We start from the raw sequence: 13632 nt of genomic DNA on the forward strand, positions 1-13632 counted from the left end.
GCCCGAAGGCTGACGACTAAAGACAGTCAGGGAATTTGTTTCTGAGGGTAGTGTTATATTCTACCGGTCCGGGTCCGCCCCGCAACCTATCGCTCCGATAGCCGCGGCCATTAAGCGGATAACAACGACACGATTTATCCGCACGTTACATCCCGTCATTTGATTTGCACAACAGGACTCGGTAATGATCACTAGCATTGCTCAATTGGAACAGGTGCGCGTGGAATGTAAAAAAATGGTCACCCGCCGCGCCGGTTTATCCGCCGGCGCCGCGGTGATCCCTATCCCCGGCCTGGATATCGGCACCGATGTATCGCTGCTGATGGCGCTATTGCCGGCCATCAACGAGAAATTCGGCCTGTCGCCGGCGCAGATTGAGCAACTGCACCCTCATCGCAAAAAATATACCCTGGTGGCGATAACCGGTATCGGCAGCCGTCTTATCGGCAGCACCGTCACCCGCGAGCTGATAAAAATGGTGCTCAAGCGGGTAGGCGTGCGGATGGCCACCAAGTCGGTAGCCCGCTATGTGCCGATTATCGGCCAGGCCGCCGCCGCGGGCTTAAGTTTTAGCGCCATGAAAATCCTCGGCAACGCCCATATCGAGGATTGCTATCAGGTCATAAAGCAGGTGCTGGAAACGCAGCCCGCTGAAACGGCGTCCTTTGACGCGCGGCAAATCCATGGCTTGACCGGCGCGGATCGCCTTGATAACAAGGGTTAAGAGTATGTCTTTACGATATTTGCCCATTCAGCCGTGCCGACCGGCAGTATATTACCGGTAAAAATGCTCTTTACCTCGTTCACCGGTCCGTCAAATTCCTCAAGAACGACCCCGATGCGACGTGAGGGGTGGATTTGCCCCTCGAGCAGGTAGGCAGTGGAGACGCTTTTAACCCGGAAAAGAGTGTCGGGCTTAAAGACATACTCGATACCCAGTATCTGTCTATCCTCTATATTGAATAACAAGGGGATCGCCCGGCGCGCGTTTTCAATTTTAAAATATGCAACGGCCTGCCGGTTTTGGTTACCGCTTAATCCTTCCCGGTCGGCCCTGAGGGTTAATATCCGAGCGTATTTATCCTCCGACGCGACGGTCATAAAGGTTGGGTAATGCGTGACAATATCCCCCGGACCGAGGGTATCCCCCCAGGGAATGCTCACCATTGCCGGATACTGCGCCACCCCCAGATAACTGCCCTGCTGCCGGGGAAACGGCCTTTTCAGTGCATCGGTTAAATCCGCATAAATCAGCCGGTCCGAGGGTTTCCATTTATCCAGGGGTAATCGGCCCCATAGATTGTCATTGATAGTGCTTTTGGCGACCATAAAACTTTCCAGGTTCAACATCACATCTTTGTGCCGGTAGTTTTTGCTGGCGCCGGACTCCATGGTCCATAAATGTAATGCGATCGACTGGCTTACCGTCAAGCTACTGTAAACAGCCTGATATTGCGCAAAATCAAGGGGGGACTGTTCCAGGTGGATACCCAGTTCGGGAAACAGCAGCGCTTCGCTCCCCGGTTCGCCGTAACGTGAGATATGCGCCGTGCATTCCACACCGTTAAGCTGGTGGCTAACCAACGTATCGACGCTCCTCTGTTGGGTCCAGATCTTGGCCACTTTGCCCGCCCCACGGCCGCTCAGCCCGGAGTGCAGGATATTCTTCAATCGGCTTGCCACCGGTAAAGGAATCGCCTCCAGCCGGTTACCCGGCGCCAGAGTATATTTTATGCCGAAGCAGTCGCCGGTTTGCGGATTGACCCTGACATAGACCGGCTGATCCCGATAGCGATCCCCACCTAATCTGACAATCGGTATGTCGCGCCCGATGCCCGGTAGGCTACCGGTTTCAAACGCATCGATATCCTTGGGCAGCCTGTCGTCGAGCATGCCGGCATCCAGTTTCAACAACAGCTTTTCCATGGTGGGACTGTGGCCACGCAACAACCTGGCGGCATTGCGAACCTGCAGCACCGCCGATTTTCCCAGCATGCCCGTCAATTCAATGCCCGGGTCTAAAGAACGGGCCAACGCAATTAACATGCTGGTCAAGGCTTTGCGGTCGAACTCTTCGAGCACCGAGGTCATGGCCACATTGACAAAGGTCCGAACCCCCATGTTTATGGCGCTTTTCACGCCGGCGCCGGCCGCGTAGCCGCCCTGGGCGATGCGCAGCGACGCCATCCCCCCCATCCCCGCCTTTGCCAGCACCCGCGATGATAAGGTCGCGGCTTTACCCGCCAGCGGTATGAAATTCAGGCCGTCCAGCGCGCAGGATATCAAGGCCTCCTCCTGGCGATGCGGGTTCCATTTAGCGCAATGATAAAAGGGAATAAACGACAGCAAAAAATGATATATCGCTTCCTGCGAGGTTTCCTCATATCCTTGGTTATAGAGTTCATTTGCCAGTATTTTTGTATGTTGCCTATTCAGTTTTTCGCTGAGGATCCGCAGAGATTCCCCAGCGGTTTTATACAGGCCTTGGGTATTTTCGCCGGCATAAACATTAAGTCGATAATTTTTGTCCGCGCCGGCAAGGTTGATTGCCATAAGTTGAAAGTAATTTTCCTTATCGCGGTCAACGCGCCTTAACCAGTAACCTGTATTATCCCGTCCCAGGGCAAAAATCCGTTCTTCACCCTTGCCGGAAGCCAATAAAAGTTCGATACCCGGCAACATTTGCACCGCCGGTTTTGCCCCGGTGATGAAATATTCCACCGGCATTCCGGTCAAGGGATTGAGCTGTGAAAAATCAGCCCCCGCCTTGCGAATTATCGCCGCGGCGATAAAATCCAGCTCGGCCGCCGGTAAAGCCATGAGAGTGTCCATGATCATCAGACCATCGATAACGGCAAACTTGTCGGTAATATTTTTGTTTTGTTCTTCAAAGGCATTATTAAGATCGGGCAGGTTATTCAAGGCATTATTTCTATCTGTCTGGCCCGGTTTGCTGGCTGGCGCCGCGGGACAACGATAAGTGCCCGGTTGATTTTTATACTCCTCCAGCCTGCGGGCATGCTCCGACTCAGTCCAGTCGCCACAGTGTTTAAGTAGAATGTCCCGGGCCAGTAACGTGCGCGACTTATAGCCGCCCATGGCGTCGCCAAACTGTTTAAACGGATTGACCGCCTTTTCCCTGGCTTCGCCTGAAAAAAAGAAATGATGCAACGCGTCCTTTTGGGTCACGTCCGCGCGCACATCAATCTTCAGGGCGGCATTCCGGTCGGCTGCAAGCATTGTATTCAGGTAATGCAGCAACGCGGGGAAAGAAATAATATCAATCAGCACGGCGGACTGCGATCCCATCATTAACAGCGCCGATAACGTACAGCCTATTTCGATGATTTCAGACGCGGTCATATCGCCGATGTCCAGCGCGCTTTTCGCGGCAAACGACAGTCCGATATGCAGGTAACACCAGTCGAGCGTGCCCAGTTCAAGCGCCTCGGGAGGAAAATCCTCCCGTGAAAAAAATAACGTCGGCATGGCCGGGGCAACCACGTGGGCGAGAAGATAACGATAGCTGGATGACTCGCGCTCCGCCGCTGCACCGCCGGTATTGAACAGGGCAAGCATGGCGTTAATCGCGGCGAGGGTGCTTTTTACATCAACATGGGCGGAACCATAGGTCGGATCCCGCTCGCCTGATGGCAGAATACCCAGCATTCTGCGCGCCACGAAGCCTTCGACGCCGGAACCAAACACATTTTCCGCCATCCAGTCGTCGACAATCCCGCTCATGACGTTGGTTGTCAGCCGTTCGCCCGGCGACGCGCCGTAGAGACCGGACCCCCGCAGCAGGACATAGGCTATCCTGGCTAATCCTTCCGGTGTGGCAATAAGAAAACGCGCCGTATGGTCAACCAGGTTCATCGCTTGCGTTAATTGTGTATTGTTTGAGTCCACATCATTCCATGACAGCTGGTCCATCAATGTGGCTATATTTTTATTTTGCAGGTCAAGATCAATAATAGGTTTATTATTCGACCAGACTTTATTACGTTGTTCAATATAAAGCTTGGCACGGATATCCTCCGGAGAAAGGGGATCCGGTCCTTCTCCGGCCTGGACTGTATCTCGCCGGAACCTGGTCTCGCGATATTCCGGCTGCAGCCCGGTTGTCGCGGGCATTTTATACCCGTCCAGCCTGTCGTCCCTCGCGGCGTCACCCGTCGGCGCGCCGGTTGAATATTGTGAAGGCACCAGCGCGCCGTAGGCATAAAGCACCCTCGCGCCGACATTCTTCAGGCCGTTATATGCCCGCGCGGCGGGCGGCCCGGCCTGTGGCGCCGACGTATTGCGGGCCATGCTCAACGTACCGAACAGCATTTCAACACTCTGCCGCGCTTGGCGAGTTGTAATATTAGACAGAAGTAATTGCTCGATTTCCGAATGATTTTCTTGTCTATGAATAGTGAATAATCTCATTCAAGCTCCTTCTTAAACGAACGGCATGCCGTTATAAAGCTGTTATATATCCGTTATGAAGCAGCCTGTTTCCCGCGCGTTTATCATTTAAGGCGCCGCATGGCTACCCGCCGGCATGGTAGAAATACCCGACTTCAGTCCTGGCGCCTATAAACGGCGTGTCACAATCATTGTAAAATGCCGAAAAACGGGCTAAGGCGCGCCGGGAAGATCAAAATTAATGGTTTCACCGGTGAAAAGATTTTTTGCCACCGTCACGGGCTGGTTAAATTCCCGCAAGATTACCGCGACACGTTTGGACGGATACATCTCACCCCCCGTCAATATTGCGCTGCTAACGCTTTCCACGCGGAAAAACGACCGGGGCGCATAAAGATACTCATGCTCGGTGATTATGGTGCTGGCTATGGGGTAAGGCAGCGGAAGGCAGTGGGCGCCGTCTTTGATTTTATAATAAATCAATGCCTGGACCTGATTCTGCTCCGCTTCTTCGGCGGTCTGCTCGGAAAACAAGCGCGCATAGGTATCCTTTGAGGAGACGCTCATCAACGCCGGGAAATTGGTCACGATATCACCCGGCCCCAGGCTGTCGGTCCAGGGCATGTGCTGATGAGCTCTGTACTCAGCCACGCGCAGGTAATCTCCGGTCTGCCGGGGCAGCGGACTGTCCATTGCGCCCAGTAATCCCATAAATACCATTTTCTCGCTATGGTCCCAGTAGGATATCGGGTGGTTACGATAAAGATGGAGATTGATTTCGGCGTTGATCGGGGTGAGTCCTATTTGCGCCAGATTTTTTGTCCGATCGTGATAACGGGTTTTATCTCCTTCGATCAAGCTCCACACCCGCATGGCCAGTTTTTGGTTATTCGGCAGCGCGTCGAACGCCTTGATATAGCCCTCCCGATCCAACGGCGTTTGCTGCAAGGGGATCCGGTGTTCGGGAAACAGGATGGCTTCAGCCTCGCGGGAGCCATAGCTTTCAATCTGAAGGTATTGCGGATTGGGATACTGCGGCAATGGCATCAAGACTAAATCATCATAGCTGGGCTGGGAATTCCACACTCTGGCCGCCTTGCCGCTCCCTTTGCCGCTTAACCCTTCTTGCAATATATTTCTAAGCTTTACCGCCGCTTGCTTCGGTACCCGAACCAGCTCATTCTTGCGCGTCAGCCTATATTTTATGCCACTCGGCGACCCCGTCCGGGGATCAACCCTGACATAAACCGTTTTGCTCCGGTAGGTATCGCCGTCTAACGGGATGATGGGAATATAACGATCGGTGCCTTTCAGGCGCGCGGTTTTATAAGCAACGGGCTTTACCGCGACAGCCGCCGCCTGCTCGATCGAGGCTATTTTAGGCAGGATGGGCGCTATTCCCGGCAGAAAGCCGGCAATGTTTTTTAGCGCGGCAAAAAGCCGCCGGTTCACCGCCGCCCCGGTATGAATCATCACTTCCACCATGGCGGGATCGGCAAAACGTGCCAAGTCCACCGCCAGGCTGATAAGCGCCTTTTGGTTCAGTTCGCCGGCGGCGGGTACCATGCCATGGCGGACAAAATGCCTGGCGCCGGCGGACAGCGCCTTGGTCAGCGACGCCCTGGCGGCATAGCTGCCCAGGCTGGCACGCACAGCGCCGGCGGTACCCATGCCGCCCTTCAGGGCCATACGGGAAACCAGGGAACCCCCCTTGCCCAGCAATGGTATCAAGCTGAAAACATCAAAAATACAGGGAATCACCGCCTCCCTGGACCCGGCGATGATGCCGGAAATACAATCATGCAAAGGCACCAGCGACGTCAGGCCTTCAAGCACTTTTTCACGGGTGGTGGCCTCATAACCAAGGTTATCCAGCTGCTGACGCAGATTCTCCTGCGCCAGCCTGGATAAATTGATGATTAAACAGTCCAGCTGTTGCCCTGCCTGTTTTAATATCTCGGCCTGGCTGGCGCCGGCGATAATTTTCAGGACATAGTCTTTGTCCTTGCGCGGCGTTATATCATCCAGTAACGCGTAATAATGATGCGGGTCGCGATCGATGCGTTTTATGCCGTACCGGGTGTCGCGGCGATCAAGCGCAAAAATACCTTCATCCGCGCCGGTGGTTGAGAACACTACCACAGTTGCCGATAAGGGAATGGTATAGGTAGCAAGAGGAATGGTATGCGCGCCCGGCACCCCCCGGTACTGATCATAGGCGGAAAAAAACGCATTTACCTTTTTTACGGTGCTATTTTCAAGCAGTTGCGTATCCGCCGGGGAAAGCGAGGCAAACGCCTCCGCCAGCGCCAGGTAGTCCACCGAGCGGAAACTGTCGACGATATGCTGGTTTTGCTTACGAAACTCGTCGTTCACATCAGGTAATAATTCGATGCCAGGTTTAGCGGCCGGGTTATTTATTTTGCAGCTATAACCGTCATGGTTATTTTTATAGCTCTCCACATCAACGGCGTAATGACCGGCAGCATCAGTCGCACAGCGCGTGCGTATGATATCCTCGGCTAATTGGGTACGGGTGCGATAACCCCGCATGGCCTGGCTGAATTGGTGAAACGGATTATTGCCTTCTTTAAGCAACCGGCTGTCGTCGAAAAACTGCTCCACCGCCCTACGCTTGACGTCAGGATCATCCATGGCGTATTTATCGTTTATCAGTTTGCCGTCAACAGGTGTATTTACCAGGAAATAAATACAGGCGGGACGGATAAAATAATGGATCAACGCCGGCGAAACCGTATCGGAAAGCAGCATGGCCTCCAGGGCCAAGCCTAATGCAAACAGCGACTGTTTAGGCAACCGCTCTTCGCCAAGATGCATTTCCCGGGCAATCTGCGCGCCCGCGTGCAGGTAAACCCAATCTATGGCTCCGATATGATTCATCTTGCCGGCGGCCTTCTCCTCAGGCAAGCCAAGCGTGGGCATTACCGCCAGTATGATGTCGTCAAAAATATAGTTGACCGAGGCTGCCGTCAGGGTTTTAAACGAGGCAAAATGCTTATCAATAGCGCGGTTGAAGTCGTGGATATCCATATTCCGGCGCGCTTGCGCGCCATAATGCCCGGTGCCGGCATTGATAATCATCTGCGCGATAAAGGTATCAACCGTACCGTTCAACACATTGGCGGCAATCCATGCGTTAACCTGCCCTAATTGATATTCAGTGCTCAGGTTTTCTCCCTGTTGGGCGCCAAACGCGCCTGTATTATTTAATAATACCCGGCTTAATTCCGACAAAAATTCCCCCGACCGCGGCAGGCAATTTATTACCCGGTTTATTATCACTTCTCTATGCGTGCCATATTCCTCCCTCAGCAGGTCGGCGGAATGCAAATAAGAGGCGACATTTTTATTTTGTTTTGCCAGCGGCTGCCGGTATGCGGATTCCTGGCCCGCCGGCTGGCCTTTGCTAATAAGATGAGGCGAAAAAACGCCGGCTTTTGCAAGAACAGGCAAGGCTCGCTTTGATACCGGCGTCGCTTTTGAATCCACCGGATAATCCGCAGCGAAATAGCGCGCGCCCGACCACAATGGAGTGTCATGATAAACAGCCGGGGTGGCATCGGGTCCTGACGGCTTAAGGGTGCGGCCACCAGCGATAGCCGGCGGTGAAGGCAGGATACTGTGAGAAAAATACAAATAACGCAAAATGTTATGGCTCAGGCCGGGCCTTTTTTTACTGCGCGGACCGACCTGGCGGGCCAGGCCTGGATCGGTATTCTTCAATGATGTAATAGCGCTGAATACTTCTTTGGTTTTCGCAATACCGTTATGGGTGGTTTCATTTTTAAGAAAATTATTTATTGATACATTTAATGCGGAATTATTATATATATACATTTCACATCCTGAGAAATTGAAAGAGTGGCGACCCGCTATTGTCACACAACTTTTAACACCAACGAGGCATCAATAATAAGCCGATATAACAATAGTTATTTACCGAGACAAAAAACCAATGCGTCTATTTCAATAATCTCATTTATTTTTAAAAATTATATGCTCACCCAATCAATTCAATCAACACAATAACCATCGCCTGCCCGCATTCCCAGGCTGGATACGTCTGGCACGGCAAATCAACGGCGCGCCGGGCATCGCGGCACTGAACGCAGCGATTGCGTCGCCATGCGGACTCAAGCGCCAACCTCGGGCAACGTGCGGTGTGTTCTGGCGAGTCGCTCAGGGTGCTGGAGGAAGGCACCTTGCCTGGCAGGTAGCGCCGCGCCGCAAAGCCAGCGTGTTAGCCGGCAGCGTCGTTACGCTGGTTAAAGTGTGAGAGCAACCGCGTTTTGGCACGCCGGATTTCCTCAGCGTCGGCATACATTACGGGTATGCTTTCCTGCGCCCGGTAATTTTCGGCGCCAATTTTGCTTATCAAAGTTATGGTTAATAACTCGCCGTTACTGGTTTTCTCGGTGGTAAATTCCACTTTTCCATCCTGGGTTTTGTTATTTAGTCCCGCCCAGTATAGCACCGCTAATTAAGATTACCGCACCCCTTCCCGCGTCGCTTCATACTTCGGGTCAGCCCGGCGCTGCAGCACCATGGCGCGGCGCGGCGCGACCCATTAAAACAGCGGCGTGCCGCCGGCTGATCAATATGGCCGGTTATCCTCACGCCATATGCCGGTTCGTAATGTTGCCGGAGAAAATTCCACGTTACGGCCGCGCCAGGGCAAAGCCTGCCGGAAACGCCAGATGTCCGTCACCGCTACACGCCAGTAGCGTTCCATGCCCGGCATGGTGGCGCGCTTTTCCGGATGCCAGATGATATGGGTTTCTCCCCGCAGGTGCAAAACATCCCCGCGCGTAAAGTCGATGAACACCAGCGCGGCGCGTGGTTGCGCCAATAGATTGCCCAGCGTATTCATATAGCGGTTGCCCCGGAAATCCGGGATCCACAGCGTTTCACCGTCCTGATAAATAAACCCCGGATTTCCGCCGCGGTGTGAGATATCCACCCCACCCGACGCTGTATTGACATGCGCGGCGCTGGCGACAAAAAAGGTATCGGCCTGGGCGATAGTCGTTCTGGCATCCTTATCCAGGGCGCCAAGGCGCTCTACCGGCAAAGGGCTGGCGGGCGCCGGGTACAGCTCGCGCCGCTGAATATATTGTGGACAATTGCCGAAGCTCTGGCGCACGACGATCTCCACCCGGTTTTTATCCGTGCGCCCGACGATGCCATTTACCCGATTGCGTCGACGGTTGCTGAAATCAAGCCCAAGCGCGCCGACCGGCCGGCCCGGTTGCAACGCGGCCTGGGCGGGATCGTCCGAACGGCGCGGCGAGCTGATGCGCAGGTGGGTGGCGTCAGGGGAACGGATAAACCCTGCCGGGCCGCTAAACACCGTGGCCACCGGCCAGCCCGTTTCGTCAAGCGTTGCGACAAACAGGTACGGCAGATTGGCAAAAAATTCCCGGTGCTGTTCCGGCATCGCCGGATAAATTGCGCCGCTGACGGCGTCAAAACCGGCCAGGGCCTGGGCGCGCAATTCATCTGGATGAAACATGCTATGCCTTTGGGTCGCGTTGCGGCAAAGGGAGCGACGGCATGGCGAAGAAACCCGGCAGCGCGGCGATACGTGCGGCCCAGCGACGTATCGCCGGATATGGCTCAAGGGAGACGCCGCCTTCCGGCGCCACGGCCACATAGCTGTAGCAGGCCAAATCGGCGATGGTTGCAAGGTCCGTGGCCAGAAACGCGCGTTCCGCCAGATGCTGATCCATTTGCGGCAGAAAACGATCGCTTATCGCCGCCGCCTGCGGGTAATTCTCCGCTGCGGAAAATTGCGCCACCATCCGACAGGCGCCGGGACCATTACGGACTTCGCCCGCGGCCCTGGACAGCCAGACCTGTACCTGCGCCGCCGCCTGCGGATCCTCCGGCAGCCAATGACTGCCGGGAGCGTAACGTTTTACCAGGTACACCATAATGGCGTTGCTGTCGGTAAAAACCCGATCCCCATCGAGCAGTACCGGAACCTGGCCCAAGGGATTGAGGCGCAGAAAATCCGCGGTGCGACGCACGTCGGCCGGTGCGTCAATCACATCATAACGCAGGTTAAGCATGCGCAGCAGCAGGCTCACGCGATGGCAATGTCCGGATAGTGCAGTGGCGTAGAGGTGTAACGTTGGCATAAACAGGCTCCTGTAGGTAATGGCGACCACAATACTCTTGCGCCATGCGGAATGAATGCGGGAATATAGGAATTTATAATTCCTCTTATCGGAATAATATATGGACCGTTTAGATGAACTGGCTATCTTTGTGGCGGTAATCCAATATGGCAGCCTGGCGGGCGCCGCCCGCAGGCTGCACCGTTCGCCGCCGGCGATAACCCGTGCCATTGCCGCACTGGAGCAACGTTTTGGCGCACGCTTGGTGGAGCGCACCACGCGCCGGCTGGCGCCGACCGAGGCCGGCCTGCGGCTGGCGGAGCGGGCGCGCGTTTTGCTCAATGATTATCAGGATGCGGTAATGGATACCGCAGAAACACAGCTCGCCGGGTTGCTGCGCATTACCGCTCCGGTACAGTTCGGTCGCCGGCACGTCGCGCCGGTGGTGTTATCCTTTCTCGACCTTTATCCGCAAATCCAGGTAGATATGCAGTTGAGCGACCGCAATCTTGATTTGATCGATGAAGGACTTGATGTGGCGATACGCATCGGGCATTTGCGGGATTCCACAAAAGTCGCGCGCAGGCTGGGGGAAGTCACGCGGGTGACCGTCGCCAGCCCGGCATATCTGTCCCGACGCGGGCAGCCCCGTGAGCCGGGGCAACTGGCGGATCATGAGACGATTGTCAGCACCCTGCGCCCCACCTTTCGTGAATGGCGTTTTGGCCCACATGAAAATAGCGACCGGATACGCCTGACCCCGCGCCTGATGCTAAATGATATTGAAACCCAATTGCTGGCGGCGCGCGCCGGGATGGGAATAACCCGGCTGCTGTCTTACCAGGTCGCGGACGATTTGGCCTCCGGTACCCTGGTAAGGTTACTGCCGGAATATGAACCCTTGCCCCTGCCGGTGCAGTTGGTGGCGAATAAGGTACAGCTTATGCCGTCAAAGGTACGTGCCTTTTGGGACTACGCGTATCAGCAGCTCGGTCAATTAGGGCAAATACAGCCGCGGCGCGGTGCATCTAATACCCAGGCGCAGCGCACTGGTCAATGAGGCCAGCACCAGGACGCCGCTTTGGCAAGCACAGTTGCTGCTGAATAGTATCAGTGATGCCGCTAAGGCGCTGCCGGCGGGATGGATGGGCGGAATTCGGGCGTTGCGGGCGGCGAATGTGCCGTTGGCCTCGAATATCATCTGGCCATAAACGCCACGTTAATCACATCCCGCCCTTAACGGGCGGGATGTATTTTTTATGGCCTGGTCATTTGGCCAAATGCCCTATGAGCTTTCGCGTAGTCGTAAAAGGCTTTTTCATGCTTAGCCCTTGCCACTTTCTTAGCTGATTTATAATCCGAGCCAATTTTTAATAATAATTCTCTGTTCGCCTGGCTTTGGGAACGTTGCAAATGAGTATGAAGTATATAGTTCAGCTCATGTTCCTGGCTAAAGTTAATTAAATCACCGTCGTTCGGCATAGTTTTCCCCAAGAGATATACATCAAATTGATGCACCTTATCAATAAAACTCTCCGCATCTAAAATCCATAGATGAACCTGCGATTTTTTGTTTATTCCGTGAAAAATTAATCAATATCAATTTCCCGGTTATGTCATGCGCGTCGCGTCTGTTATGGCATGAAATTTATCCGCCATCCCGCGACCAAGGACCTCAACTTATTACGAAAAATCGATCTGATGGCTGATTAGTACCACGGCGTGCCGGGGCTGAATAACCGGGCGGTGGCAACCGCGCTCGCCTGCGTCTGCCAGCGACTGTGGGCGGAGGGTCGGCCCAGGACGCCGACGCTTATCGGCGTCATTAGTGAAAGCTTGAACGCATCCATTGTGCAAAACGTCCGTCCCACCACGGCATTATTTCCCCTTCCCTCGACCGCGCGTTTGGCAAGCTGGCAATGCCGCCGCCCGGAGGTAATATTATCGTGCTGCAACGTATTTTTCGGCCATTCCGATATCCGCATCACCATGCGCTATGCACATTTGACGCCCGACCATCTGGATGATGCAGTTCAGTTCAATCCATTGGCGGCGATTGATGGCTGCAAAATGACTACCATAAATCATGCAGATGACCGCCTTTCCTAAAAATTAACGGGTCCTGAACAATTCGACAGTACAAACCGCTCTGGCAGAATGGATAGGCGGATCGGATAACACCGTTACACCATCTGCTCACCCCTTTGAGCTAAGTCTCATGCGTACTGCTGCTAGCCATCACACCATCTTACAAAACCCGACAGTAAGCGGCCTCTTTTAACCATATGATATATAATAAGTAAATTTATTTTTATTCGGTTTTGATCCACTACCATTGGCTAATGGCCGCATTTTCACTTGATAGGCTATATGCTATCCTCGGGGTATACGATGAAAGAGATGCTTATGAAATCGATATCTTATGAAGATTTTCAGCAAAACCTTACCTACTGGCTGGCCTATTTACGCAATGGAGGGGAATTGTCAGTCAAGCAAGCCGGTGAGAAAACCATTGAACCTTCTGCAAATGACGCGATTACCAGTCGCGGCAAAGACATTGATCTCTCGTCTAATTCAGTCAGGAATAGAGTAAGTAAGAAATTATCGTTTAAGGATGCCCTTGCAACGACAAGAATCCGGCATGCTAATACTATAAAAATCTTGGGTGATAAATGATGGATTTTTATTTTCTGACACAAGAGCAGGTTACTGAAATCCAGGTTTTGACGCTGCCATTATCGGGACGACCGGATAGCAATAAACTTGCGGGGTACTAAATCGCGTCGATGCGTTGCACTATTATAAACATTGTAATGACGTATTTAAACTCGCCGCTATGTATCTGATCGGCATTGCTAAAGCACATGCCTTTAATTATGCTAAAAAAGAACTGCGTTCCAGGCGACATCCGTATTTCTGTTGATGAACGGCATTGAATTAAATGAATCACTATTTCTGGTGAAGCTGACTTTTTTCGCCGCCATGGATCAAGCCAATATAGAGGAGACTAATATTTTAAGCTTATTTCCCAATTATATGAACGAGTTATTAGAAGATAACGTTGATAACTATGCCAAGTAAT

Annotated in this window: 10 protein-coding genes and 1 pseudogene; 5 read left to right on the forward strand and 6 right to left on the reverse strand. The window is 53.4% G+C overall.

Features of this window, described 5'->3' with window-relative positions:
• Positions 1 to 184 precede the first annotated feature (184 nt).
• The gene (locus VGC33_RS05355) at positions 185 to 724 is read left to right on the forward strand and encodes a hypothetical protein (protein WP_331119721.1); all 540 of its coding nucleotides are present in this window, start codon (positions 185 to 187) and stop codon (positions 722 to 724) included.
• Here VGC33_RS05355 and VGC33_RS05360 read toward each other — a convergent pair.
• The 5 genes from VGC33_RS05360 to VGC33_RS05380 form a co-directional block, all read right to left on the reverse strand.
• The gene (locus VGC33_RS05360; protein ID WP_331119722.1) at positions 721 to 4332 is read right to left on the reverse strand and encodes a hypothetical protein; all 3612 of its coding nucleotides are present in this window, start codon (positions 4330 to 4332) and stop codon (positions 721 to 723) included. The two genes, VGC33_RS05355 and VGC33_RS05360, sit on opposite strands and share 4 nt — an antisense overlap.
• 291 nt (positions 4333 to 4623) lie before the next feature.
• Positions 4624 to 7665, reverse strand: coding sequence for a hypothetical protein (locus VGC33_RS05365; protein ID WP_331119723.1), 3042 nt, complete (start codon positions 7663 to 7665; stop codon positions 4624 to 4626).
• Positions 7666 to 8671: 1006 nt separating this feature from the next.
• Entirely contained in the window at positions 8672 to 8860 is a 189-nt protein-coding gene (locus VGC33_RS05370) for a hypothetical protein (RefSeq protein ID WP_331119724.1), read from the reverse strand.
• A gap of 165 nt (positions 8861 to 9025) precedes the next feature.
• Entirely contained in the window at positions 9026 to 9943 is a 918-nt protein-coding gene (locus VGC33_RS05375) for a pyridoxamine 5'-phosphate oxidase family protein (RefSeq protein WP_331119725.1), read from the reverse strand.
• Position 9944: 1 nt separating this feature from the next.
• Positions 9945 to 10571, reverse strand: coding sequence for a glutathione S-transferase (locus tag VGC33_RS05380; protein WP_331119726.1), 627 nt, complete (start codon positions 10569 to 10571; stop codon positions 9945 to 9947).
• A 100-nt stretch (positions 10572 to 10671) separates the two neighbouring features.
• On the opposite strand from VGC33_RS05380, the gene VGC33_RS05385 reads away from it, so the two are divergent.
• Together VGC33_RS05385 and VGC33_RS23230 are read left to right on the forward strand one after the other, a co-directional pair.
• On the forward strand, positions 10672 to 11610 hold the full coding sequence (locus VGC33_RS05385; RefSeq protein ID WP_331119727.1) for a LysR family transcriptional regulator: 939 nt from the start codon (positions 10672 to 10674) through the stop codon (positions 11608 to 11610).
• Positions 11573 to 11761 (forward strand): tail fiber assembly protein, encoded by a 189-nt coding sequence (locus VGC33_RS23230; RefSeq protein WP_414636888.1) that lies wholly within the window; start codon positions 11573 to 11575, stop codon positions 11759 to 11761. The genes VGC33_RS05385 and VGC33_RS23230 overlap by 38 nt, the downstream gene beginning before the upstream one ends.
• 46 nt (positions 11762 to 11807) lie before the next feature.
• Here VGC33_RS23230 and VGC33_RS05390 read toward each other — a convergent pair whose 3' ends face one another.
• Positions 11808 to 12032: a hypothetical protein gene (locus VGC33_RS05390; protein WP_331119728.1), complete on the reverse strand. Its 225-nt coding sequence runs from the start codon at positions 12030 to 12032 to the stop codon at positions 11808 to 11810.
• A gap of 449 nt (positions 12033 to 12481) precedes the next feature.
• Here VGC33_RS05390 and VGC33_RS05395 point away from each other — a divergent pair.
• Together VGC33_RS05395 and VGC33_RS05400 are read left to right on the forward strand one after the other, a co-directional pair.
• Positions 12482 to 12659: pseudogene (locus tag VGC33_RS05395) on the forward strand (site-specific integrase); the annotation flags it as partial.
• A gap of 282 nt (positions 12660 to 12941) precedes the next feature.
• On the forward strand, positions 12942 to 13226 hold the full coding sequence (locus VGC33_RS05400) for a hypothetical protein (protein ID WP_331119729.1): 285 nt from the start codon (positions 12942 to 12944) through the stop codon (positions 13224 to 13226).
• Positions 13227 to 13632: the final 406 nt, after the last annotated feature.

Origin of the sequence: Acerihabitans sp. (assembly GCF_036398755.1) — a bacterium.
Classification (GTDB): Bacteria; Pseudomonadota; Gammaproteobacteria; order Enterobacterales; family Enterobacteriaceae; genus Acerihabitans.